Genomic DNA, 24,954 nt, shown 5'->3' on the forward strand with positions numbered 1-24,954 from the left:
AAAATTATCCTACTCTTCGGGTCGGATTTTAAGCCCTTCTTGATGAATAATATATTCGGAGGTGTAATAAAATCGGTGGCATAGCCAAAGCCCTATCCCCCAACTTCCCAAAGCCAGTATCAAGGTCGGGACTTTGAACATTATCAAGAAAAATCCTATAAAAAAGGCGTAGAACCCTTGGCGAAGCAACGTATCCATCACATAATGCTTTTGTAAAAATCGCCCAAAAAGCAAAAACAGCATCCCAATCACTAGCAGCGACCATTCCCAAATATACCCCCAATTCAGTCCAACTGGCATGTAGCGAACGAGAAAAACAATTTCTGGCAACATCATGAGGACAAAAAGCAGTCCGTATTGCTGTAGGCGTTGTCCCATTTTCATTGGCATATTTCGCAACAAAGGCAACTGTAAATGTTCAAATTCGTAGAGGTGTAACATCAGCACCGAATGAACCATCCCAATCGTCAGCGCTCCCAACGAGAACAAGCGCTCATCGTAGCTGTCGGTGGGGTAAATTTTGCAAATTCCCACGACAACAAAACAGGAAAAGCCTTTCGTCAGAAACAATAAAACGGGGTTTTCGGAAAACAAATACAGAATAAAATACGACCACTGAGGCTTGTTAAATCGTCGGTTTAAGTACGTAGTAACTATACTCAAACGGGTATCAGGGTTAGGCCGTTGTAGGCGATATTCGTAGGCAGCAACCCCCGTTACAGGCACCAATAGGAGGTAAATCATCGTTGCAATAACTGACAATCGTTGCCCAGTCCACCAGCCATAATACCCCACAAAAATCACGTACAGCGCCACAGGCAACCAAAGCATCCATTGTACGTACAACCAAGCCGCCCAACGGTAAGGCTTGGCAATCAACAATAAGTTATAAAGAAAACTGTGGGAATCCCACAAGAGCCTTTGTCGTACAAAAAAGACTGTTTTGAAGTGATACAAGGCAAATACAACGCCCATTAACGCCAGCAAAAATGGGGATGCAAACACATAAGAGGCAAGAGCGATGTGGTCTTCGGGGCGTAATATACCGAAAGCAAACATGGCAACTAAGAAGAGAAAGCCAGTATTGAGTCGGTAATATTCGGTAACGAGGGTTTTGCGGAGAATGTGGAGTACGGATAACATCAGTGGCGGTCATTTTCGCCCCGAGGAGGCGGCAGTTCCGTGATTTTTTTGTCTTTTACTTCAAACAATTGCTTGATAGGAAGGGCTTCAAATCGAAAATCTTGGTGCGAAGAAAGTAAAAAAGTCACACCTTGGGCATGGTACCTTTGCACAAGTTCATACACCTTTTGGACGGTTGCATCATCAATCGTAATCAATGGTTCATCCAAAATAATCACTTTGGGTTGCCCCAAAAACGCAACTGCCAACGATGTCTTTTTAAGCATTCCGCTTGAATACGTTCCTGATGGTTGGTACAAAAATGGCTCAATCCCAAGCAGCTCAATCAATTCATCCACTTGTTTTTGGGACGCTTTTTTAGCCTTTGCCACAAATTGAATCAAATCATTGGCGGTCAAAAACTCAGGATAATCAGGTTCTGCTTCGCCATAATTGATGTGCAATCGGTAGTCAATGGGATTTTTACGAATATCCCACGTACCCATTTTAATTTCACCCTCAAAAGGCAACATACCCGCCAACGTCCTAAAAAATGTCGTTTTCCCCGACCCATTCGCCCCTTTAAACCAATGGATTCCTTCTTTTAAAAAGAGAGAGGGCACCTGAAGTACCAGATGCCCTCCGTAAGATTTGTGTAGATTGGTAATTTGAAGCATACCTTCTTTACAACTTATTTTCTTGTTTTAGCAATGCTTAATACGTGTTGGCCAATTTTAGTTCCTGCTTTATTGCCTTCATCACAACCCGAACGGTAGTGAATACCTCCATACAGGCGACTGACATTCACACTTAGTGCTGCTTCTCTAAACGACTTAAAGGACATTACGCCGTGTCCATGTTTGTGTTCAGTCGAATCTGTAAATGCGATATTATCACCGTGTACAAACGTCAATACTTCCGCAGAAGCGGCCGAAATTGTACTGTGTCCACTGGTATATTCGGGGAAAGGTGGGGTTTGCAAAAACGGTTGCCATTTTGGATCAATGTCTGAGTTGATCACCGTTTCTGGACGTACTTTACGGCTACGGTATTTTTCTTCCCAACAACCGATAAATCCGTCTAATAATGCGATAGACGTCAGGGTATATCCTTCAACACTTCGATCAAACGGGGCTTTTTGGTTACGGCTCACCGTTGAATGAATGGCCAACCAATGCCCACCAGGCGTCATTTTTTTATTGGCAAACATCACGTGCCCAACTACATTCATCACAAACGGGTTGTCATCCCAAAACCAAGCCGTACGCTTTTGTTCTTCCGTCAAGTTTTTGCCTACTTCATACACCTCACGCGTTTCGTCCCAAAACTTAGAGTTCTTGTTTTTAGTCCACATGGGAGGCGGCGGAGGCGAAAATTGGCGTGCCGAATCCAATGACAATGAGCGGATTTTGTGCCATTCTGGTTCACACGCATCGGCATAAGCTGGTGGAGTTGGCACCCAAGTGCCTGGCTCATTTGTTACCGTAAAACGAACCCCACGGGTCTGTTTGTACTTGTCACCCGTTGAGTACTTGATCACGTGCGCAGCCACACTGTCGCCGTAAGCCATCGAACGCTCAATTACGTCTGATGGGACGCCCATATCTTCGTATTTTTTGTAGAACGTTTTTTCGTACTCATCAAAAAAACTAGCCGAAAAAGTCAGGGTTCTCGCTACTTTCAAAAAAGCACGGGTGCTGGCCAAAGGAAAGCAATATTCTTTGCCTGCTTCTGGCTGTAGGGGCGTCTTAAAGCCGTTTAATTTACCACCCAACGATTCGTAGGCAGGGAAGCCTGGTACCATGGCCTCATAGCCTGCCAAGTTTGAATACGCATAAATTCGACTTGCAACGGGTGGTTTGAAGATGTCATGGATAATTACCTCAGTCAACAATTCCACCGATTTATGGTATAATTCAGGATCAGCTGCTTTGGCATTATACTCTTCTGGTTTAGCTTTGGGCTTGCACGAAACCATCCAAAAAGAAATACCAGCGACCAACACAAAAAGAAGTTTCTTTTTCAGCATAAGTTTCAAATTTGAAAAACAATTGAAGTAAAAAATATCCTAAGAAAATGCAAATGTAAAAAACCACACCATCAAAAAATTGATTTCCATCAGTTATTTTCCCTCGTCGAGAACCATCCCACGGGCTTTTAATGTTTGTTTTTTGTAATTTTAAAAGAATAGCGCTATTTTTCCACAAACTTAAACTCTTTAAAGCATTTGGTCGAAAAAGTAATTTCCTTAGAAAATGTGTCGCTCTTAGACTTTTTGGGCGTTGAAAACAACCACATTAGAGAAGTAGCCGCCGCCTTTCCGATGAGTAAAATCATTTCGCGCGGCAACGAAATTAGGGTGATGGGCACTCCCCCCGAAATCCTTCGCATTAGTGATATTCTTGAGTCATTGATTCAGCACTACCAAAAGTACGGCAAAATTACCCACGAAAACGTACGTCATTATCTTACTGCTAATGGTGGCTCCATTGCCCCCCCCCACGTTCTTCAAGACGAGAAAGATGTGATTGTGTATGGAACGCGTGGGATTGTGGTACGGGCCAAAACTGCCAACCAGCAACTGATGGTGGAAAAAGCAGCCCAACACGATTTGATGTTTGCCGTTGGCCCAGCAGGTACAGGAAAAACCTATACCGCCGTGGCCCTTGCTGTTCAGGCCCTGAAAGAAAAAAAAGTCAAAAAACTCATCATTACTCGTCCTGCGGTAGAAGCTGGAGAAAATCTTGGGTTTCTCCCAGGTGACCTCAAAGAAAAAATAGACCCTTATTTGCGGCCTATTTATGATGCCTTGGAAGACATGATTCAAAGCGAGAAGCTGAAGTTCTATTTGGAAAACAATATCATTGAGATTGCCCCGTTAGCCTACATGCGGGGGCGTACGCTCAATAATGCCTTCATTCTTTTGGATGAAGCCCAAAATACGACTCCTTCGCAAATGAAAATGTTTTTGACACGGATGGGCCCTAGCTCAAAAGTCATCATTACGGGGGATAAAACGCAAGTGGACCTTCCTAAAAACCAACAATCTGGTTTACGGGATGCCCTTGAAACCCTCCGCCACGTCAAAGATATTGCTTTTGTAGAGTTGGACGGACGCGATGTCATTCGCCACCGTTTGGTGAAAGACATTTTGGATGCGTACGAAAAGAAAGAAAAATAATTGTTTTCTCGTTTGCATTGACAACTATGATTCAAAGTGTACGGTGGGTTGCCTGTTGCGCCTTTTTGTGGTTTAGTTTAGGTATTTTTGAGGCAAGTGCGCAACGTTGCTCAGCAGTTCAGTACGATTCGGTACTGGCCAAACGGTATCCTTATTGGAAACTAAAACGCCAAATGCTCGAAGATTCTGTTCAGACTTTTTTGCGATTGCCAAAGCGGGCGGCCCGTTTAGGAGCCATTTGTTCAACCATTCGGATTCCTGTGGTAGTGCATGTTGTGCATTCAACGGCTACAGGGGCGATTGGGGGCGCAGGAAATGGCAATATTTCGGACGAGCAAATCAAAGAACAAATCAGAATACTCAACGAAGACTACCGCCGCAAAGCTGGTACGCGGGGCTTTAACACCAATGCCGTTGGAGCAGATACAGGCATCGAATTTTATTTGGCCAATATCGACCCCGATGGCAAATCAACCAACGGAATAACGCGTCATTATTATGCTCAAAAAACAAATTTTGACGTTTTTAATGATGACCAACTTTTGGCCGACATCACCACCCAACAAAAAGAATGGCCCACTGATCGCTATTTAAACATTTGGGTGACTCGGTTTGCCAATAATTACCTCGGAATTGCCCAATTCCCGTCTGTTACGGGCGTCAATGGCCTCGATAACAGTACAGAACTACAAGTTCGTACCGACGGAGTCTTTATTGATTACCGCGTTTTTGGCATTGGCGCAACTGTCACCAGTCGTCTGTATAATTTGGGACGTACTACCACCCACGAAGTAGGTCACTGGCTGGGATTAATTCATACGTGGGGGGACGACAATTGTGGCAATGATTATTGTGACGACACCCCTCGTTGTGAAAGCGGCAATCAATCTACCAATTGCGGCCCCGTGTTTTCTTTTTGTTCGGGTGTTCGTACCCAAAACATGACCGAAAACTACATGGACTATTCACCTGATTCTTGCATGAATGTTTTCACCAAAAATCAGACCGAACGAATGATGGCCGTGATTGAAAAATCAACCCGACGAAACAGTTTGGTCAAGTATTGGTGCTCGCAACTCCCCTTTGGCAACAACCTCGCCATTGAGATTGCCCCTAATCCTGCCCAAAACGTTGACGTTACGTATGTGAGGGTTACTTTAAAGGAGTTTAGTACGTTTACGGTTGAGTTGTTCACGCTAAGTGGCCAGCTCTTGCACCAAAAAGCATTTGAAAACTATCCGAGCTGGGATGTCCCCATTTCCACGGTAGATATACCACCAGGAACTTATTTAATACGGGTCAAAACCAAAGATGAGACCGTCACCCAACGCCTTGTTGTAATTCGATGATAAAAAAATGTCAGGTTGCTCCCAACCTGACATTTTTGTTTTAAAACCCAACGCCAACAACCATGAATCCACTTTTGCGCGTCACCATTGCTTTTGTTATCGGTATATTAGTTCCACAACACTGGCCACTGCCAACGCCTATGCTATGGGCTTTGGGGACATCATTAGGCATTCTTTGGTTTATTGGCTTGGCTCGGTCACACAATCGTTACCTACTCGGCGCTACCACTTTTGGGGTATTTGTCTATTTGGGCGTGCTGGCAACCACCTTAAAAAACGAATCCCTCGCCCCTACCCACCTTGTACATTTTCGTCTGGATAGTATCCAAGCTTATCGCGGACAAGTAATCACGTTTCCCGAAACGCGAGGAAAAACGCACCGCGCCGTTTTGGAGATAACCCACGTTAAATTAAACCATCATTGGCGAGCAGCGACAGGAAAAATTCAGGTATATATTGATAAGTCAACCCCACGCCCTGCTTACGGTGCGGAGTTAGTTGTGCTTGGCGCACCGCAGCAAGTAGCACCTCCTTTAAATCCAAATCAATTTGATTTTAAGCAATTTTTGGCGCATAAACAGATTCACTTCCAACATTATTTACGCCGCACCGATTTTGCGACAACTGGTAACAATTTTGCACAATGGTACACCCGTTGGCCTTATCAGTTAAGTCAATGGAGCGACGACGCCCTGAAAAAACTCGTCCCTATCGAGCGTGAATATGCCGTAGCGAAAGCCATGATTTTGGGACTGCGCGACGATATGGACTCCGAACTTGTACAAGCCTATTCGGCGGCGGGCGCCGTTCATGTGCTTTCGGTATCTGGCTTTCATATTGGTGTATTTGTGGCGATTATTGCCTTTTTACTCCAAAAACTCAAAGCCCACCGCCGAGGACGTTGGCTGTATGTGGCGCTAACTTTTGGGATTCTTTGGTTCTATGCCATCCTTACTGGACTCTCAGCACCTGTTGTTCGTTCGGCATTAATGTTCAGTTTGTTTCTTTTGGCCGAGCCACTCGGTAAAAAACCAAACGGGGAAAATGCGCTTTACGGTTCTGCCTTGATTTTACTGGCCTACGACCCTTTCCTTCTCCTTTCGGTCAGTTTTCAACTATCTTATGCTGCGCTTGCGGGAATTATTTTTTGGCAGCCAACGATTTATCAATGGGTGGCAGCCAAGGATTGTTTTTTAGACAAACTTTGGGCAATCACCGCAGTCGCACTTGCCGCTCAGTTGGCCACCTTTCCCCTGTCAGTTTATTATTTTCATCAATTTCCCACCTATTTTTTGGTGGCGAATCCCCTCGTTGTAGCGCTCTCTACCGCCATGATTCCCGTTGCGTTGGTTGCGTTGGCGCTCTCCGCTGTACCCTTTGTTGGATCCGTAATCGGTTGGGTTTTAACAGGAATTACGTGGTTGCTCAACCAATCCGTGGTTTGGATTGAACAGCTTCCAAGCGCGACCCTCACTGGTATTACTTTTGGTAAATTGGAAGTAGCGATTGTCTATGCTATCATTGGGATACTTGCTTATTGTTGGTATCAAAAAGAAGTTTTTTTGGTAAAGGTGGCCTTGGCAATGAGTGCCATTCTCTTTGTGCTACAAGGCATTCATTTGTACAAAAACAACACCCAAAAGCTCTTTATTGTACACGACATACCCAAACAAACGGTCGTCAGCTTCATTGAAGGCACACGTGCTATTCTCGTGGCTGATTCATCGTTTTTTGCTTCCAATCAACAGCCTTTTTCATTTTATCTTAAAAACTTCTATGACCTCCACGGGATACGCGAAATCACCAACATTTCGTTGGACAAAGCCACCAATTCAGGAATGGTCCGCCCCCTTCCTTTTGGAAAACTTATTGTGTGGAAAGGTCAGGAATTAATCATTGCCGAACGGCCAATTTCTACACTGCCCGCTCATTTTACCTCTTCAATCATCGTACGAAAGGGAGCCATCAAAAGCATTCAGAAAAATGCTTACTTTGACCAAGTTCCCCTCATTTTCGACAGTTCAGTTTCCTCTTATTACCTCAAATCTCTTGCCCAAAAGTCACCTTCCAGCCTTCATTCTTGGTATTTTACGTATCAAAAAGGCGCTTATATCCGTAAAATTTAAGGCTTTTGCCAAAATTAGTCCCCTGAAAGTTTGGCTTGAAAGAAAATAAGGGCTTATATTTGCATAGTTAATCAATAGATATTATTCTAAATTATTTTCAACGACATGAAACCAGCTATTACACCCAATTTTACCCTTACTCAACTTGAAATATTAGGATTTGACCGTGTCGGTTTTGTAGAAGAGGTGACGAGATTTGTCTCCGCCTATGGTCACATTGTTAGCGTACGATTTGAAGCTGACGGCGTGCGCTCGCAAGGATTTCTCAAAATTAAACTAGACCAGCTCGAACGACTTGAAAGTCTCTTGGTTCGGCTCAAGGCGATTACAGGGCTGGTCCGCGTCAAAAAAGTGGAGGCAAGCCCTCATAAGTAAGGCTATTTGCCTCCACTTTTCAGGTTTATTTGGCAGAAACTACTTCGATTTCAAACAAAAGTGGAGAATTTCCAGGAATATCTGCCCCCGCTCCTCTTGAGCCATATCCCAACGAAGAAGGAAAAATAAGCGTTGCTTTTTCACCAACTTTCATTTTCGCAATGCCTTCATCAAAACCCTCAATCACCTGACCAGCTCCTAAATAAAAGCTAAACGTGCCCGCATCAAACGTACGGTCGGTGAGTAGTTTTCCCGTGTATTTGACAGTTACCGATTGCCCTGATTTAATACTTGCCCCCGTAGCATTGGCCTTGGTTAAAATATAGCGCAGTCCCGTAGCCGTCTTTTCCGTGACTACCAAGTTGTTATTTTTGATGTAATTCTCAATTTGTTGCTCTTCAGTTCCCGATAAATCTTCTCGGTTACAACTTACTACCAAGGCAAAAACCGCCAAGAATCCAACCAAACGAAATAAAGCTTTCATAGATACATGTAAAAAGTGAGCGACAAAATTACGCAAGATATTGGCGCAATTTGCATATTTGACCAAAACGCTAAAAAAGCCTCCCAACAAATACGGACAACTCCTTGACAATCTGAAACTTTCTGCTAATTTTGTTTTGCTTACTGATTCCACCCACTCTTTGACTTTTCAACTTATGAATGCTGTTCTTACCAAAGCGCATCTTTTCAGAATTGTGTTGTTTTTTATTGTCAGTTGCACAACGTCCTTGGCGAATTCTATCCTAATTACCATGGACGATAAGCAAACCAATCACCTCAAAGCCTACGGGGTGGCATATTGGGAACTGAAAGCCGACCGCGAAGTGGATTGGTTGCTCAACTACCGTGGCGGAAGTTTTATGATGAACTATTCAAGCGCCCTTGAGCGTGAGTGTCGGCTGCGTGGGGTGTCGTATGAGGTCATTTCAGATGCCAATGTAAAAGCTATTTTAGCCCAAATTGCTCACCCTGATGTCAACATGGATGCTGTTAAACTTCACAAGGCTGCCCGAATTGTGGTGTATAGCCCCATCAAAGTCAGCACTTCATCCTTTGAAGATACGGATGCCGTTTTACTGGTGTTGAAGTACGCAGAAATTCCGTTTGAAATCGTCTATGACGAAGAAATCTTAAAAGGCGACTTGGCCAAATACGACTGGCTGCACCTTCACCATGAAGATTTTACGGGGCAATTTGGCCGAAACCGCCGCCGTATGACCGTTGCCGATGTGCAAGCCCAAGAAAATATTGCCAAAAAATACGGTTACAAAAAAGTGTCACAGCTCAAGCTCGACGTCGCCCGAAGCATCAAAGGTTTTTGCGCGGGCGGTGGGTATTTGTTTGCCATGTGTTCAGGAGCAGAGTCATTGGATGTCGCCCTCGCAGCCGAAGGGATTGATATTGTTCCTTCTATTTTTGACGGAGACGGCGTAGATCCTAAAGCCCAATCCAAGCTTGATTTTGGCAAAACGATAGCCTTTGAAAATTTTGTCCTCGAACTCAACAATGACGACGATTACCGAGGTGGTGGAATGTCGTTTTCGAGCATCAACTCTTCTTCAGGACAAGGCTGGGGCGACGAAACCACTAACTATTTTTCGTTGTTTGACTTTTCGGCCAAATGGGATGTTATTCCTTCTATGTTGGTTCAAAATCACGAAAACCTTATCCGTGAGTTTTTTGGGCAAACCACTGCTTTCAACAAAAAAACAGTCAAATCTAGTGCTTTGGTCATGGGTCAAAGCAAATCGTCGGATCGTTATATTTATGGTGAGTTAGGACGCGGGCAGTGGACTTTTTACGGTGGCCATGACCCCGAAGGACAACGCGGTTTTCATCGAATGCCGACCGACCTCAACCTCCACCCGCATTCGCCTGGATATCGGCTCATTCTTAATAATGTTTTGTTTCCGTCGGCAAAAAAGAAAAAACGCAAAACCTAACATTCACACGGTTCATAAACCCAAAACGACATTTCAAAACCTTTGCTTAACCATTGGTAGAGTTAGGCAAACCTTCGCATCAAAGGCGTGTAGTTTTGTTCAAAAAACGTACGCCAATGAAAAAATCCCCCCTCATTACCTCGGTTGTATTTGCAGCAGGACTACTTACCAGCCAAGCCCTTTTTGCGCAAAAGTTTTTGCAGAAAATCAAAGAAAAAGCGCAAGCCGCTACCGAAGGACTAAATGGCAGCTCGTCGTCCCGTCCAACCAAGGCATTATACGAAAAACAACAAGCTGATGCCGCTAAAACTATACTAGAAGAAAAAACCATTGCCAAAGATTCTTACGGACTTGGCGGTATTTATTATACACGGGAATTGTTTGTGTGTGGCAGTGAAACCAACAACCTCGACAAAGCTATCGGAAAGTTTTTGGTAAGTTTTGAAAAACAAACCAACGCCGTAAAGTTAAAACTCACGCCAAGTTACGAGGCGGAGGGCGTTTCAAGTCTAGTATTAGGGAGAGATGACTTCCCTGCCGACTTAAATTTGAAAGTCAGTGCGGCCATTAAACAACCTCGTTTTGACGCAACACTCAGTAAAGGAGCCTATTATGGATTTTATGCCAAACACACGCAGGTAGAAGACGGTAAAGTTGTCAAAGACACCAAAGAGACACTCCGCGATTGCTCGGTCATGCACATTGTACTTATTGAGCCTGGCATTTTGCTGATGACCAATGGCAGTGGACTCTATTACATTCCCAAAGGTGGACGAACTCCCGACGACGTTGCCCGAGAGAAACTTGACCCCGTGGCAGTCTTATATACCAAAGACAAAGAAAGTAAAGCCAAAAGCCTGACCGATGAGCAATTGTATGACCTACTCGTTACCCATCAAAAGGCGTTTCAAAAACGATACGATTTACAGATTGATGGTCAAAAAGAAGCTTTAAGAGAGCTGGAGGGTGCAAGCACGCCGCGCACCAGTAACAACGGCGGAAGCAATACCAGCACGAGCACAAATAAAGAAAAACCAGCAAAAACTACCGAAAAAACGTTTAAAATTGAATTACAAAACTTAACTTCGGAAGATGTTTATTTCACCGTTAAAGGAATGAGTAATTCGCTACAACGAATTGGAAGCAAATTCATTAGTAGTGTATATGTAAAACCTGGGGTGACGATTGTTACCAAAAGTGGCAAGCTTATTGCAACCATCACCGAAGATACCAAACCAAGTACCCGATTTAAAATTGAGTAATGCTTTTTACCATTCAGCATCATGTCAAAAAATAAAACTACCGAAACCAACGCCAGTGTCAGCGACTTTTTAAACGCCGTCAAAGACGAGACCAAACGCGCTGATAGCTTCAAGTTGGTCGAACTGTTCGAGTCAATTACGGGCTCACCCGCCAAACTTTGGGGGCCAAGCATTGTTGGTTTTGGTAGTTACCATTACAAATACGAAAGTGGGCGAGAAGGGGAAGCACCTTTGGTGGCTTTTTCTCCACGAGCGGCGGCGCTTACCGTTTATTTATCTACGTCATTTGACCAACGAGAAGAGCTTTTATCTCAGCTTGGTAAGTATAAAACCGAAAAAGGCTGCATTTATATCAAAAGGCTCAGCGAAGTCAATCTGGATGTGTTGGAAGAATTAATTATCAAACAAATCGAACACACCCAGCAACTTTACAATTAAGTGCTTAGGCACCGTTAGCCGTTATCAGGTCAAAATCAACGAATTAAATCAAAAACGCCCTAAATACTTTGCTTTGTGAGAAGCAAAAACAATTCATTCATGCAAATTCTTGCCACAATCGCCATCGTCCTCGTTGCAGTAGAGCACCTTTACATCTTGTATCTTGAAATGTTTGCGTGGGAAACCCTCGGCAAAAAGACGTTCAAAGGTTCATTGCCAGACGAACTGTTTAAACCTACCAAAACACTGGCGGCCAATCAGGGGCTTTACAATGGCTTTTTAGCCGCAGGACTTTTATGGAGTTTGACCGTTTCAGAACCCGAATGGAGTAGCAAAATCGCTATTTTCTTCCTCTCGTGCGTCATTGTAGCAGGAGCCTATGGTGCCTTCAGTGCCAGCAAAAAAATATGGTTTGTGCAAGGTTTACCCGCACTTATCGCCCTTGGGCTGGTACTTTGGTCACGCTAAACAGGCAAGTTAATTGTTAGCCTCATTTAATTCGGCTTTGTTAATCAAGCCTTAACCAGACTCCGAATTTGCTTCATCAAAGCTTCATTGATTTTTACGTAACTTTCTTGTGTCCAACCTGCCACGTGCGGCGTAAGAATGACACGATTGGAAGCCCGTAAATAATCAAAAACTGCTTGTTGTGCTGGCGTAAGTGTTTTTAATTTTTCATTTTCTAGCACGTCCAAACAAACTCCGCGAATTTTTCCGCTCTCCAAACCTCTTACAACGGCCTCAGTATCCACGATTTCGCCCCGTGCCACATTCATCAAAAAGAATGGACGAGCTACTTCTGCCACAAACGCGTCGTTTACCCAATGCCTGGTTTCTTCCGTCAGCGGTACGTGAAAGCTAATTACGTCGGCTTGGTTCTTAATCTCATTGAGGGTTGCTTCTTCCGCATGAGCATTTCCGTAGTTGGTCAAATACTTATCGTAGGCCAACACACGGCAGCCAAAGCCGCTTAATCGCTGGGCAGTAGCACTGCCGTTAAACCCAAAACCAATCAAACCTACGGTCTTGCCCATCAGTTCAATCCCACGGTTTCCTTCTCGGTCCCATGTTCCCTGTCGCACCTCGCGGTCAGCTTTGGCAATGTTGGCAAACAACCCCAATAACATGCCCAATGCGTGTTCGGCCACGGCATCGCGATTGCCTTCGTTGGCCGCAAACACCTGAATATTCCGCCGTGCGGCGGCCTCCAAATCAATCAGGTCAAGCCCCGCCCCTGCCCTTGCGATAAAACGCAATTTTGGTGCTTTTTCTAAAATTTCTTCGTCGATGTATGTTTTACTTCTAATGACTAACCCTTCGTATTTGGCAAGGTTTTCGAGAATGTCGGCACGTTTGAAAGTAGGTTCATAACAATAGGATACGCCAAGCGTAGTGAGCATATCGAAGAGGGAAGGATGAATGTCGTCGGCAATTAAAATCGTCATATCAAAATGTCAGCGTGAGTCTGGTTACAAAAATAGTGCGCTTTATTCGTAAATTGCGGCACATTGCACAAATCTCATTTATTATTTTGAATCATGAGTGAATTACTTTCTGATAAACCAGTCATTGGAATTACGTTAGGAGACTACAATGGTATTGGCCCCGAAGTCATTCTTAAAGTATTACATGGCAACCAACTTAATCGTATTTGTACGCCTGTCGTATATGGTTCGATGCGCATCTTGAATCGTTATCGTAACCAACTCGAAATGAAGGATTGGAACCTATTTGGGGCGCAAAAAATCGACGTGATTAACCCCAAAATGACCAACGTAATTACGTGTTGGCAAGACCCACAAGAGGATATTCAGCCTGGAAAAGTAACTCCCGAAGCGGGCAAAGGGGCCTATGAATCGCTAAAACGCGCCGTTGAAGACCTGAAAGAAGGCCACCTTGACGCGATTGTTACGGCACCTATCAACAAAAATAACATCCAAAACGACGAATTTAACTTCCCTGGGCATACCGAGTACCTTGCCGAAGCGTTTGGCGTAAAAGAGCCGTTGATGTTTATGGTGAGTGATATTTTGCGGGTGGGCGTTGTTACTGGCCACATTCCCCTGGGCAAAATCGCCGAGAATATTACCAAAGAAAAAATCATGGTGCGATTGCAGGCCATGTTAAAGTCGCTGCGGGTCGATTTTGGCATCCGCAAACCACGCATTGCAGTGCTTGGGCTCAATCCCCACGCTGGCGAGGGCGGCTTGCTTGGAAGCGAAGAAAACGAAATTATCGAGCCGCTCATCAAAGAAATGCGCGCCAAAGGCCAGTTGGTTTACGGCCCCTATCCTGCCGATGGCTTTTTTGCGGCTCAGTCGTATCGCAAGTATGATGCCGTGTTGGCCATGTATCACGACCAAGGTTTGACGCCTTTCAAAACGATTGCGTTCAATGATGGGGTCAATTTTACGGCAGGTTTGCCCATCGTTCGTACCTCGCCCGACCACGGTACGGCTTACGATATTGCGGGTAAAAACATAGCCGACGAAACATCCATGCGGCAGGCGATTTTTACGGCGATTGATGTCGTCCGTCAACGCAAAGAACAGGCCGAACTAGAAAAAAACGCGTTGAAGAAAAACCCCGTTGTGGAGAAGATGACTTCGCAGGAGGAGAAATAGTGCGCTGTTTTTAAATTAGCACATTGCCAAATTTTTAAATAATTGTAAGATGCTCAAATCAATGACGGGCTTTGGGAAAGCCACCATCGAATCTGATACGCTTTCGGTCACTGCCGAAGTCAAATCATTGAATTCTAAGTTTTTGGATATATTTTGCCGTATTCCAAGAAATTATTCGGAGCGTGAAATTGAAATCCGCAACCTCATTACGCAGTCGTTGGAACGCGGTAAGGTGGAGTTCACCATGACAGTTACTCCCATTGGCGACAACAGCGCGGGAACAGTTGTCAACCGAGCATTGGTAAAAGCTTATTTTAAAGATTTGCACCAAACGGCCGAAGAACTTGGCTTTGCCCCCACGCCTACGGAGGTATTGCGGATGGCGCTTCAAATGCCCAATGTCTATTTGGCGGACGCCCCTACCGAAGACCAGCAAGCCGCTGAAAGTATTCAAATTCAACAAGCAGCGCTCGAAGCACTTAAAAAATGCAACGAATTTCGCCAACAGGAAGGACGTGCCTTGGCAAAAGTGTTTCGGACTTCCATTCAAAAAATCGCTGACTCGCTTTTAGAAGTAGAAGAGCTTGACAAAACGCGCATTCCTTCGGTTCGGGAAAGGTTACGTAAAAATGTCCGTGATTTGATTCAAGACGAAGCATTTGACGAAAACCGTTTTGAGCAGGAATTGGTCTATTTTATCGAAAAATTCGACATTTCGGAAGAGAAAGTACGCCTCAAAAACCACCTTTCCTACTTCATCGAAACCATGGAAAGCCGCGAAAGCAACGGCAAGAAATTAAACTTCATTGCCCAAGAAATTGGTCGTGAAATCAATACGATTGGTTCCAAAGCCAACGATTCTTCCATTCAGCACGTGGTGGTTCAGATGAAAGATGAATTAGAAAAAATCAAGGAGCAAACGGCAAATATTATCTAGTTGCCAACCACTTGCTAGACCTTCCAAGTTTTTAAAACTTGGAAGGTCTTTTGTTTTAAAAACTTGGAGGGTCTTTTTATTATTCTTTCACCTTCCCGAAAGTCTGAAACTTTCGGGAAGGTACGATACTATCTCAAAGCACTGCGAAGCGCCGATACCAACGCAGCCATGTCTTCCTCCGTATTATACAAATGAGGCGAAACCCGAATACCTTGTCCACGGGCGGCTACAATCACTTTTCGGGAAGCTAATGCCTGTTGCACTTTCATTACGTCAATTCCCGCAGGCAATCGCAGTCCCATTAAATGGTGCGCTCGCTCGGCTTCGGGTTCAAACAATACCCCCAATTCCTCCAACGCAGGCGATGCCCCCTTCCAAAGTGATTGGCAGTGCGCTTGAATGCGCTCAGTTGTCCATTCCAATTTTTCTCGAAGGGCCACTTCCAGCATCGGCATCTGGATGAAGTGAGAATGTTCTCCCACATTATAACGAAACGCCTTGGGTCGATACTCGTCTTGGTAATCCGTCAGTTGGTTGAATAAATTGCTCTGCTTTCGGGCCATCCACGTTTCTTCCAGAGGCACACCATCGTCAAAAAATTCACCAAAATACGCCAATCCCATCGAATAAGGCCCCATCAGCCATTTGTAAGCTACCGCAATCAGGGCATCTGGTTTGACGGCTTGCACATCAAAAGCCAACGCACCCAACGATTGCGTGGCGTCAATCGCCAAAAGTGCCCCAAACGATTTTGCTTTTTGGGAAATGGAGACCAAATCAAACTTTATTCCGTACTGCCAATGCACGTGTGGCACAATGACCAAGGCTGTTTGTTCAGAAATTGTTGCCAAAATTTGTTCGTTCCAAACTTGCCCCACCTTCTCAGCATCGGGCATTGGAATTGTTTTGATGACCAGTCCCAACTCCTCGCAGACGCGTTGCCAAGGATAGACATCGCTCGGAAATTCGTCTCCCACAAGTAAAATGTGTTGACCAGCCCGCAGCCCTTTCTTCCGATGTAGGTTTCGGGCGACGATTCCCATGCCATACGAAACCGACGGAATGATGGCAATCCGTTCGCGATCTTGGGCATTAACAAGTTGGGAAAAAAGTGCTCTAACTCCCCACACACCTTCAAAAAAATCATCAGGTCGAATTTGATGAATGGATGGCGTAAAAGTGGAAATAGCGTTGATGCCTGCTTGTTCTACCGCTTTAGAAAAAGGCCCACGAGTGGCGCAGTTGATGAAGTGAACGTCGGACGGTAAGTTGAATTGAAGTGAAGGTAACATCTAGGTTCAAAATGGTTTTGTCAAATTAAACCAAAATTTGGTTAAAATTCTTTAAAAAAGCCTCACTCGCTTTCTTCCTTGGTTCGTTATCGAAATAAATAGCTATTTTTGCGACGTTCCGTTCAATAAACACAAACCGTACTGTCATTACGTATGCCTTTAAAAAAGAAAAAAGTCGGTAGCTATCCAAACGCAATGATCATCGCCAGTTTGACGGCGGCGTTGTTTTTGATTGGTTTTTGCGGGTTATTGGTAATGCAGTCCAAAAAGCTCATTTCCATTATCAAACAAAACATCGAAGTAAGGGTAATGCTCGACAAAGGTTTGGATTCAAATCAAGTAACGAAGGTATATAAAGGTATCGTTGCTCGTCCATTTGTGCTTTCGATAGACGGCAAACCACAAGTTACTTTTTTCTCCAAAGACGAGGCTGCCAAGGAATTTATCGCCGACACCAAAGAAGATTTTTCTACGTTGCTAGGCGACAATCCGCTGCACGACAGTTACCGTGTACGTTTGCAAGAAGATTATTTTGAAGATACCAAGCTCAAACAAATCAAGGCCGAACTTGAAAAAAATGATGGCGTTTTTGAGGTCGTTTACCAAGAAAATTTGGCAGACCAAATCAACAAAAACCTCACCAAAATTTATTTGATTCTGGCCACGTTTGCCGTTATCATGCTCGTTATCATCATCTTGCTCATGAATAACACCATTCGCTTGGCGCTCTATTCGCAGCGATTTTTGATACGGAGTATGCAATTGGTCGGTGCTACAAACGGCTTTATTCAGCGTCCGTTTTTGAAAAATGGGGCTGTTCAAGGACTCATCAGCGGGTTGATTGCCGCAGGTTTAATCGTAGCACTTCAGCAACTTGCCCTTCACCAAATCGAAGGACTTCATCTTCTTCAAGAATATGACAAACTTAGCTTTTTGCTCGCTGGAGTTATCATTTTGGGAGCGCTGATTGGAATTGCAAGTACTTTTCAAGCCTTGGCCCGTTATTTGCGCATGGCTTTAGATGATTTATACTAAACTACCACATTTGATTTTAAATAACATAACATGAAAAAGAACGCATTACCTTTTGGAAAAAATAACCTTACGCTCATGATCGTGGGCATCGTCCTTGTACTCGGTGGTTTTGTCCTGATGAGTATGGACTCTGCCGAATTTGGTTTTGGAACACTTGGACTTACCGTAGGCCCACTCGTGGTCGTGTCTGGTTTTATTGTTGAGTTTTTTGCCATTTTACGTAAGCCCTAATCGGCTTTTATCTTGTCCCAATTACAATTTAGTAGATGAACCTTCTTCACGTACTTATTTTAGCCATCATTGAGGGCATCACCGAATATTTACCTATTTCATCCACTGGCCACATGATTTTAGGCTCCTCTTTTATGGGGATTGCTTCGGATCCTTTTGTGAAATTTTTCACAGTGGCTATTCAACTAGGTGCTATTTTGTCGGTTGTAGTTTTGTATTTCAAGCGTTTTTTTAAAAGCATTGACTTCTACATCAAACTGTTCATTGCCTTCATTCCAAGTGCCATTTTTGGTGTTTTATTCAGCGATGCCATCGACGCCCTGCTCGAAAGTCCGCTCGGAGTAGCCATTTCGCTACTTGTTGGCGGTATCATTCTTTTGTTTGTTGACAAATGGTTTACCAAAGCTTATATTGTTGATACCGACGAAGTTGACTACCTCACAGCACTTAAAATTGGATTTTTCCAATGTATCGCCATGGTTCCTGGCGTTTCTCGTTCGGGAGCAACCATTGTAGGTGGGATGTCGCAACGCCTCTCTCGCAAAGCCGCCGCCGAATTTTCGTTTTTTTTGGCCGTTCCTACCATGTTTGCCGCAACCGCCAAAAAGGCGTACGATTATTATAAATTGGGCTTCGTCCTCAATGAAGAACAAATCAAACTTTTGGCCATCGGAAACGTAGTGGCGTTTATTGTCGCCATGTTGGCCATCAAATTCTTTATTGATTTTCTGACCAAATACGGCTTCCGTTTGTTTGGTTGGTACCGCATTATTGTAGGCGGCATTATCCTTGCGTTGCTTTTGGCAGGATATAACTTACAAATAGTTTAAACACAGGTTGCGATTTGCACCTTTTATTTCGTACATGACAGACATTACGCCAACCTCTCCCGAAGAAGGAGAGGTAATCTTATTAAATAAGCCCCTGACGTGGACATCATTCGATGCCGTCAACAAAATCAAAAAATCGTGTCAGGTCAAAAAAATTGGCCATGCAGGTACCCTCGACCCCCTCGCCACAGGTTTGTTGATTCTTTGTACGGGCAAAAAAACCAAGGAAATCGACTCGTACCAAGGAGCGGAAAAAGAGTACACGGGTAAAATGGTACTTGGAAAAACTACCCCCTCGATTGACCTTGAAACGGCTTTTGATGCCGAATACCCCACTGACCATATTACGCATGAAGCCTTAATGAAAGCGGTTCAGCAGCTTACAGGTACCATTGAGCAGTTTCCGCCCATTTATTCGGCCGTAAAAATTGGGGGCGAACGCCTCTACAAAAAAGCACGCCGAGGCGAAGCCGTGGAAATAAAACCCCGTACGGTTACTGTGTCACTTTTTGAGATTGATGACTCTCATTTTCCTGAGATATACTTCCGAGTTGTGTGTTCTAAAGGCACGTACATCCGCAGTTTGGTGCGGGATGTGGGGATATTGGTCGAATCGGGCGCCTACATGAGCGAATTATGCCGAACCCGAATCGGCAAATTTTGGTTAAAAGATGCAGAAGAGATTGAAGGATACGTTGCTCGAAAAAGAGCCGAATTAGGTCTTTCATCATAACAGTTCAGTTAAGACGTAGTTAATGCAAGTTTACCACGATATAGCAGATTTTCGTCCGTTGAGTAACGCCGTTGTGACCAGCGGGACGTTTGACGGTGTTCATTTGGGGCACCAAAAAATCCTGAGTCGCCTTCGTGAAGCTGCCCAAGCCTCGGGTGGCGAAACGGTGGTGATTACCTTTTGGCCCCATCCTCGCATGGTGGTTTCTAACGACAGCCAAAATCTTCGGTTGCTTTCCACAATTGACGAAAAGATTGAATTGCTTCGTCAAAATGGCGTTCAGCACCTCGTAGTCGTTCCTTTCACCCGCGAATTTAGCGAGCTAACGTCCGATGAGTTTATTCAACAAATTTTGATTGATACCATCGGCACCAAAAAATTGGTCATTGGCTATGACCATCATTTTGGAAAAAATCGAGAAGGGAGTTTCGAGTATTTACAAAAAAATGCCCACCGATTTGGCTTTGAAATTGAAGAAATTCCACGCCAAGAAATTGACCATTTGACGGTAAGTTCCACCAAAATTCGGCAATCATTGGTTGAAGGAAAAACTTCAGTAGCCAATGAACTGCTCGGGCGCATCTATACTTTTACGGGCGTGATTGTCAAAGGTCGCCAACTGGGGCGAACCATTGGTTATCCAACAGCCAATGTACAGGTGCTTGAATCCTACAAACTCATTCCCGCTGATGGCGTTTATGCCGTTCGTGTGCATGTGCGTGGGCAATGGCTCAAGGGCGTCATGAGTATAGGTTTTCGCCCTACAGTCAACGGTATCGGCCGAACCCAAGAAGTATATATTTTTGATTTTCAGGAGAATATTTACGGAGAAAAAATGACCGTTGAAAACGTTGCGTTTATTCGTCCTGAGTTAAAGTTTGATGGTCTTGAAGCACTCAAAAAAGCCATCGACGACGACTGTACGGCTGCTTTAGCTCTGTTAGAAGCCTAAAAAAAGGTGGTTTGGAATCAATCCACAACCACCTTTTCATCAGTACCTTTCTATCCTTCCCATTCGTCGGTATTTTCGATGCCCAACTTCTTAGGGTGGAATACAGGATCAAGCCCTGCTTTACGTTGTTCTTCGTAATCTTTAAATGCCTTAAATGCTGGTTTTCGTAGCAAGAAAATGGCGATAATATTCAACCAAGCCATCATTCCTACCCCAATATCTCCGATTGTCCAAGCTAACGCCGCCGTTTTGATAGAACCGTAAAAAGTAGCGGCCATGATCATCACCCGTAGCGCTTGTACTAACCACTTGTTGTTACTATTTGATAAAAGATAGCTCAGGTTTGTTTCAGCAATGTAGTAATACGCCATGATGGTCGTAAAGGCAAAAAAGAGCAGCGCAATGGCCACAAAACCACTACCTAACGACGGAAAATGCGTGTTGATAGCCGCTTGGGTAAACTCTGAACCAATGGCAAGGCCAGGTACATTTTCGACAATAAACCCTCCTGCTGGATTGACGACGTTGTACTGTCCCGTAAAAAGAATCATCAAGGCAGTAGCCGTACAGACAAACAACGTATCAACATATACTGAAAAAGCCTGCACCAATCCTTGTTTTACTGGGTGGCTGGTTTCGGCAGCAGCAGCAGCGTGCGGAGCCGTTCCTTGGCCTGCTTCATTGGAGTAAATACCACGTTTTACCCCCCACGAAACGGCCATGCCAAAAATTCCTGCAAAGGCTGGCTCGATGTCGAAAGCCGAACGAATGATTAAGCCAAGTACGGCTGGTACTTGGGTGATGTTAAGGGCAATAACCACCAAGGCCATCAGAATATAAGCACCCGCCATAAATGGCACCACTACTTCTGCCACTTGGCCAATGCGTTTTACGCCCCCAAAAATAATCAGTGCCAACAGGGCTGTCACCGCCGCTCCCGTTATTTCTACAGGAATGTCAAAAGCAGCTTTGGCACTAAGTGCAATGCTATTGCTCTGAACACCAGGCAAAAACAACGCTGTACTCAAAATCGTAGCCCCCGCAAACAGCAAGGCATACCAACGGATTCCGAGCCCTTTTTCGATGTAAAAAGCAGGGCCTCCACGGTATTGCCCATCTTGTACCTGCTTGTAAATTTGCCCCAAGGTTGCTTCAATAAACGCCGAAGACGCGCCCAAAAACGCGATGGCCCACATCCAAAATACTGCCCCTGGCCCTCCCATGGCGATGGCAGTGGCCACCCCTGCGATATTCCCAGTCCCGACTCTGCCTGAAATGGCGATCGCAAAGGCTTGAAACGAACTCACTCCCTTGTCAGAGGTTTTTCCTCCAAACAGTAGTTTTACCATTTCTCGAACGTATCGAACTTGCAAAAAACGGGTTGTAACCGAAAAATAAATGCCCGCACCTAAACAAAGTAAGATGAGGGCATTACTCCAAATAATGTCGTTAATGAACGTAACTGTGGATTCCATGTAGAGTTTTGTCTTATGAATAAAATAGGGATTTTCGGCCAAGTTACCACTTTTTCGCTATATATTCCTTCATTTTATTCACTGACTAAATCTATTTTACATGGGTGTAAAACTCGATGCAGCAGCTTCGTTGGCCAGTTGATGGGCATTTTCTTTGCCTAAATATTGGTCAATTAAGTAATGGGCACCGTACAATACGGGGGTTGTTAAGAGGGCTATACAACCTTTGTAAATATAATTGATTGTCCCTACTTGAAGAATTTGGGTCACGGACCAATTCCCAAAAAGGTAGAAGGCAATAAAAATCACGACGAAGCTGTCAACCAGCTGCGAGAAAAGCGTCGAACCCGTAGCCCGTAGCCAAATGTATTTTCCTCCCGTACGACGCCGTAACCACGAAAATACCGTAACATCGAGCACCTGTCCGATAAGAAACGCAACGATAGAACCCAACATAATGCCTAAGCCTTGGCGGAAAATTTGATTAAAGGCGCCATCAATATTCATGGCGTTTCCGTGGCTATCTTGGCTATTTACTTCTAACCAAAACTGAGCAGGTGGAAGCGATGTAGTTGCATAAATCACAATGTACATATAAGCAATAAATCCTGCCGTAAGGTACGATATACGTCTCACCCCTTTTTTTCCAAAATACTCATTAATAATGTCAGACGTAATAAAAACGATGGGCCAGTTCACGACCCCTGCCGACATATTGAAATCGAGTTTTGTGCCAAAAATATCAAGTTGAGCGGGGTTCGCCCCCAACAATGTCTCTACCGAAAAAATCTTTACTCCAATAATCTCGGCAATGAGTGCATTGGTTAAAAATAATCCGCATAAAAACAGGAATAAAAACTGTTTCTTCTGCTCGAACGTGTTTGAAGTGGGCATGTCAAGAACGAATTTTGGGTTTACAGTTTGTGAGTTTTGTGAGTTTGTTGGTTATGGCTTATTTGCCCGCCGCCAATTTACCTTTTTGTGATCATTTCAACTTACACTGACGGCTAGTTGGTGCAGGGCTTCTTCTACAGAGTAAACGGGTAATTGGCACGTTTTGTTAAAACAAACATATACCGTTGTGGTATCCGTCGAAGACAACCTTCCTTCCAAAAGCGGTAATTCTGAGGTAGTTTTGGCCCCAACAACAATTTTATTTGGCCAAAAAGTTGTCTCTAATTCTTTTCTAAAAGCGTCTATTTCTGGGCCAACCAGTACTACTTCGGCGGTAGGTTGTACGCGCATCACGTACAGTGCCGCCCAGTTTGTCACCCATTGTACATCGGTCATCATCGAACGTTTCAATTTTGACACCATCCAATCGGCCAATTCAATATACTCATCGTAGCTCACGAGCATCCCTAAAGTATATAGGTTATGCGCCATTAACGAGTTAGAGGCAGGAATAACGTTGTCAAAAATTTCCTTTTTACGGGCAATCAAGTCGTCAGATGAGCTATCTGTAAAGTAAAAAAGTTCATCTTCTTCATCGTACAAATGCTCAATCGTATAAGCAGTCAATTTGAGGGCTTCGTCGAGCCATTCTTCCTCAAACGTAATTTGATACACCCCAAGGTACGCATCAATCACCGAGGCATAATCTTCCAAAAATCCAACAATCGTGGCTTTTCCTGCTTTATAACTGTGCCAAAGGCGGTGATTTTCGTTGGTCATTTTGGTTTTGAGGAAGGTCGCATTTTGCAACGCCAATTCTCTAAATTGTTCATCCCCAAAAGCACGATACGCATCCGTCAATCCCTTCAATGTCAACCCATTCCACGAAGCCAAAATTTTATCATCCAATCCAGGACGCACCCGTTTCTCTCTCACTTCAAAAAGTTTGTCCAGCGCCGCGCGGTATTTTTCAGTAAAAACAAGGTTCCAATCTGCCTGAGGAGTCAAGTGCAAATGATTATAGCCGTGTTCCCAGTTTCCTGCGGTACGGATGGAATACAATTTGGAAAACCAGTCAAAATCGTCGCCTAAAATTGATTGCAATTCGGCTTGTGTCCACGTATAAAACTTCCCTTCTACTCCCTCACTATCCGCATCTAAGGCCGAATAAAACCCGCCGTCTGGACTTAGCATTTCCCGACGCAGCCAGTCAACCGTTTCATACACCCGACGTTTGTACAGCTCATTTTTGGTCAACGTATAAGCTTCCGAATACATACTCAAAAGTTGTCCATTGTCGTAGAGCATTTTTTCAAAGTGCGGAATAAACCAGTCTTCATCCACCGAATACCGCGCCCATCCACCACCTACGTGGTCGTAGATTCCTCCCAGCGCAATCCGATTCAAACTCAGCTCGATTTGGCGCAGAGCTTCGGGGTTTTGCGAAAGGGCATAATAGCGCAATAAAAACTTATAAATTGAAGGCATCGGGAATTTGGGGGCACGCTCCATCCCTCCTTTTTCCAAGTCAAAACTTTGTTTGATATGCTCAAACATTTCATCCAAATCCTCCTGACGAAATTCCGTCGTTGAACCGTCCAAATGGTATTTATTGGACTCTTTCATGAGCATATTTTCAACAAAACCTGCTGCCGATTTTTCCAATTCATCCCGATGATTCACAAAGGCATTTTGTACGCTATTGAGGAGGTTCACCCAATTCCGTGGCGGCATGTAAGTCATCCCGTAAAAAGGCTTGGCTTCGGGCGTTAAAAATACGTTCAACGGCCAGCCACCTCTCCCACCCATGGCATGAAGCGCATCCATGTAGATTGAATCGACGTCGGGGCGTTCTTCACGATCTACTTTTATACACACATAGCCTGCGTTCATAACCGCCGCAACTTGCTCATTTTCAAAACTTTCTCTTTCCATTACGTGACACCAATGGCAAGCCGAATATCCAATACTTACAATGATGGGCTTGTCTTCGGTACGGGCTTTGGTCAGGGCTTCTTCTCCCCAAGGATACCATTCCACTGGGTTGTGAGCGTGTTGAAGCAAATAAGGCGATGTTTCTTCGATGAGGCGGTTTGGCATAAAATGTTCTTTTAAATGGTAAAGACCAACGATAATACAAAAGTTTCCAGAC

Annotated in this window: 24 protein-coding genes; 15 read left to right on the forward strand and 9 right to left on the reverse strand. The window is 44.3% G+C overall.

Annotated features, from left to right (window positions below; all coding sequences use genetic code 11):
* Positions 1-9 precede the first annotated feature (9 nt).
* The 3 genes from FHS57_RS19695 to FHS57_RS19705 are packed head-to-tail and all read right to left on the reverse strand — an operon-like array spanning position 10 to position 3,151.
* Positions 10-1,143, reverse strand: a complete 1,134-nt coding sequence (locus tag FHS57_RS19695; RefSeq protein ID WP_183976707.1) for a hypothetical protein — start codon at positions 1,141-1,143, stop codon at positions 10-12.
* Positions 1,143-1,799: an ABC transporter ATP-binding protein gene (locus tag FHS57_RS19700; protein ID WP_183976708.1), complete on the reverse strand. Its 657-nt coding sequence runs from the start codon at positions 1,797-1,799 to the stop codon at positions 1,143-1,145. The genes FHS57_RS19695 and FHS57_RS19700 overlap by 1 nt, the downstream gene beginning before the upstream one ends.
* Before the next feature lie 14 nt (positions 1,800-1,813).
* On the reverse strand, positions 1,814-3,151 hold the full coding sequence (locus tag FHS57_RS19705; protein ID WP_183976710.1) for a vanadium-dependent haloperoxidase: 1,338 nt from the start codon (positions 3,149-3,151) through the stop codon (positions 1,814-1,816).
* A gap of 198 nt (positions 3,152-3,349) precedes the next feature.
* Here FHS57_RS19705 and FHS57_RS19710 point away from each other — a divergent pair, with 198 nt between their 5' ends.
* From FHS57_RS19710 to FHS57_RS19725, 4 genes are all read left to right on the forward strand, one after another.
* Positions 3,350-4,303 carry a PhoH family protein gene (locus FHS57_RS19710; protein WP_028526951.1) on the forward strand — a complete coding sequence of 318 codons (954 nt, stop codon included), beginning with the start codon at positions 3,350-3,352 and terminating at the stop codon, positions 4,301-4,303.
* A gap of 26 nt (positions 4,304-4,329) precedes the next feature.
* Entirely contained in the window at positions 4,330-5,652 is a 1,323-nt protein-coding gene (locus tag FHS57_RS19715) for a M43 family zinc metalloprotease (RefSeq protein ID WP_183976712.1), read from the forward strand.
* A 62-nt stretch (positions 5,653-5,714) separates the two neighbouring features.
* A complete protein-coding gene (locus FHS57_RS19720; protein WP_183976714.1) occupies positions 5,715-7,778 on the forward strand; it encodes a ComEC/Rec2 family competence protein in 2,064 nt (687 codons plus the stop codon).
* Positions 7,779-7,883: 105 nt separating this feature from the next.
* On the forward strand, positions 7,884-8,153 hold the full coding sequence (locus FHS57_RS19725; RefSeq protein WP_183976716.1) for an ACT domain-containing protein: 270 nt from the start codon (positions 7,884-7,886) through the stop codon (positions 8,151-8,153).
* Positions 8,154-8,178: 25 nt separating this feature from the next.
* On the opposite strand, the gene FHS57_RS19730 is transcribed toward FHS57_RS19725, so the two are convergent.
* A complete protein-coding gene (locus tag FHS57_RS19730; RefSeq protein ID WP_183976718.1) occupies positions 8,179-8,637 on the reverse strand; it encodes an FKBP-type peptidyl-prolyl cis-trans isomerase in 459 nt (152 codons plus the stop codon).
* A gap of 175 nt (positions 8,638-8,812) precedes the next feature.
* On the opposite strand from FHS57_RS19730, the gene FHS57_RS19735 reads away from it, so the two are divergent.
* The 4 genes from FHS57_RS19735 (at position 8,813) to FHS57_RS19750 (ending at position 12,267) form a co-directional block, all read left to right on the forward strand.
* Entirely contained in the window at positions 8,813-10,099 is a 1,287-nt protein-coding gene (locus FHS57_RS19735; protein WP_374758002.1) for an asparagine synthetase B, read from the forward strand.
* A gap of 116 nt (positions 10,100-10,215) precedes the next feature.
* Positions 10,216-11,361 (forward strand): hypothetical protein, encoded by a 1,146-nt coding sequence (locus FHS57_RS19740; protein WP_183976720.1) that lies wholly within the window; start codon positions 10,216-10,218, stop codon positions 11,359-11,361.
* 21 nt (positions 11,362-11,382) lie between these two features.
* Complete coding sequence (locus FHS57_RS19745; RefSeq protein ID WP_183976722.1) at positions 11,383-11,799, forward strand: DUF1801 domain-containing protein; 417 nt, start codon at positions 11,383-11,385, stop codon at positions 11,797-11,799.
* Between the two features lie 99 nt (positions 11,800-11,898).
* Positions 11,899-12,267 (forward strand): DUF1304 domain-containing protein, encoded by a 369-nt coding sequence (locus FHS57_RS19750; RefSeq protein WP_122930279.1) that lies wholly within the window; start codon positions 11,899-11,901, stop codon positions 12,265-12,267.
* Between the two features lie 44 nt (positions 12,268-12,311).
* Here FHS57_RS19750 and FHS57_RS19755 read toward each other — a convergent pair whose 3' ends face one another.
* A complete protein-coding gene (locus tag FHS57_RS19755) occupies positions 12,312-13,244 on the reverse strand; it encodes a 2-hydroxyacid dehydrogenase (RefSeq protein ID WP_183976724.1) in 933 nt (310 codons plus the stop codon).
* Positions 13,245-13,337: 93 nt separating this feature from the next.
* Between FHS57_RS19755 and pdxA the strand changes: the two genes are divergently transcribed.
* A complete protein-coding gene (pdxA, locus tag FHS57_RS19760) occupies positions 13,338-14,423 on the forward strand; it encodes a 4-hydroxythreonine-4-phosphate dehydrogenase PdxA (protein WP_183976726.1) in 1,086 nt (361 codons plus the stop codon).
* A 49-nt stretch (positions 14,424-14,472) separates the two neighbouring features.
* The gene (locus FHS57_RS19765; protein WP_183976728.1) at positions 14,473-15,360 is read left to right on the forward strand and encodes a YicC/YloC family endoribonuclease; all 888 of its coding nucleotides are present in this window, start codon (positions 14,473-14,475) and stop codon (positions 15,358-15,360) included.
* A 128-nt stretch (positions 15,361-15,488) separates the two neighbouring features.
* Here FHS57_RS19765 and FHS57_RS19770 read toward each other — a convergent pair whose 3' ends face one another.
* On the reverse strand, positions 15,489-16,652 hold the full coding sequence (locus tag FHS57_RS19770; protein ID WP_183976730.1) for an aminotransferase class V-fold PLP-dependent enzyme: 1,164 nt from the start codon (positions 16,650-16,652) through the stop codon (positions 15,489-15,491).
* 153 nt (positions 16,653-16,805) lie between these two features.
* On the opposite strand from FHS57_RS19770, the gene FHS57_RS19775 reads away from it, so the two are divergent.
* The 5 genes from FHS57_RS19775 to FHS57_RS19795 are packed head-to-tail and all read left to right on the forward strand — an operon-like array spanning position 16,806 to position 20,433.
* Positions 16,806-17,687 (forward strand): cell division protein FtsX, encoded by an 882-nt coding sequence (locus FHS57_RS19775; RefSeq protein WP_183976732.1) that lies wholly within the window; start codon positions 16,806-16,808, stop codon positions 17,685-17,687.
* Positions 17,688-17,717: 30 nt separating this feature from the next.
* A complete protein-coding gene (locus tag FHS57_RS19780) occupies positions 17,718-17,918 on the forward strand; it encodes a DUF3098 domain-containing protein (protein WP_028523007.1) in 201 nt (66 codons plus the stop codon).
* Positions 17,919-17,953: 35 nt separating this feature from the next.
* Positions 17,954-18,748 carry an undecaprenyl-diphosphate phosphatase gene (locus FHS57_RS19785; RefSeq protein ID WP_183976733.1) on the forward strand — a complete coding sequence of 265 codons (795 nt, stop codon included), beginning with the start codon at positions 17,954-17,956 and terminating at the stop codon, positions 18,746-18,748.
* Positions 18,749-18,782: 34 nt separating this feature from the next.
* The gene (gene truB / locus FHS57_RS19790) at positions 18,783-19,481 is read left to right on the forward strand and encodes a tRNA pseudouridine(55) synthase TruB (protein WP_028523005.1); all 699 of its coding nucleotides are present in this window, start codon (positions 18,783-18,785) and stop codon (positions 19,479-19,481) included.
* Between the two features lie 22 nt (positions 19,482-19,503).
* Positions 19,504-20,433, forward strand: coding sequence for a bifunctional riboflavin kinase/FAD synthetase (locus FHS57_RS19795; RefSeq protein WP_183976735.1), 930 nt, complete (start codon positions 19,504-19,506; stop codon positions 20,431-20,433).
* Positions 20,434-20,483: 50 nt separating this feature from the next.
* Here FHS57_RS19795 and FHS57_RS19800 read toward each other — a convergent pair whose 3' ends face one another.
* The 3 genes from FHS57_RS19800 to FHS57_RS19810 form a co-directional block, all read right to left on the reverse strand.
* A complete protein-coding gene (locus FHS57_RS19800; protein WP_183976737.1) occupies positions 20,484-21,908 on the reverse strand; it encodes an alanine/glycine:cation symporter family protein in 1,425 nt (474 codons plus the stop codon).
* A 96-nt stretch (positions 21,909-22,004) separates the two neighbouring features.
* On the reverse strand, positions 22,005-22,802 hold the full coding sequence (locus FHS57_RS19805; RefSeq protein ID WP_183976739.1) for a queuosine precursor transporter: 798 nt from the start codon (positions 22,800-22,802) through the stop codon (positions 22,005-22,007).
* A gap of 96 nt (positions 22,803-22,898) precedes the next feature.
* The gene (locus FHS57_RS19810; RefSeq protein ID WP_183976741.1) at positions 22,899-24,902 is read right to left on the reverse strand and encodes a thioredoxin domain-containing protein; all 2,004 of its coding nucleotides are present in this window, start codon (positions 24,900-24,902) and stop codon (positions 22,899-22,901) included.
* Positions 24,903-24,954 lie beyond the last annotated feature (52 nt).

The sequence above is a fragment of the Runella defluvii genome (assembly GCF_014195535.1).
Lineage (GTDB): Bacteria > Bacteroidota > Bacteroidia > Cytophagales > Spirosomataceae > Runella > Runella defluvii.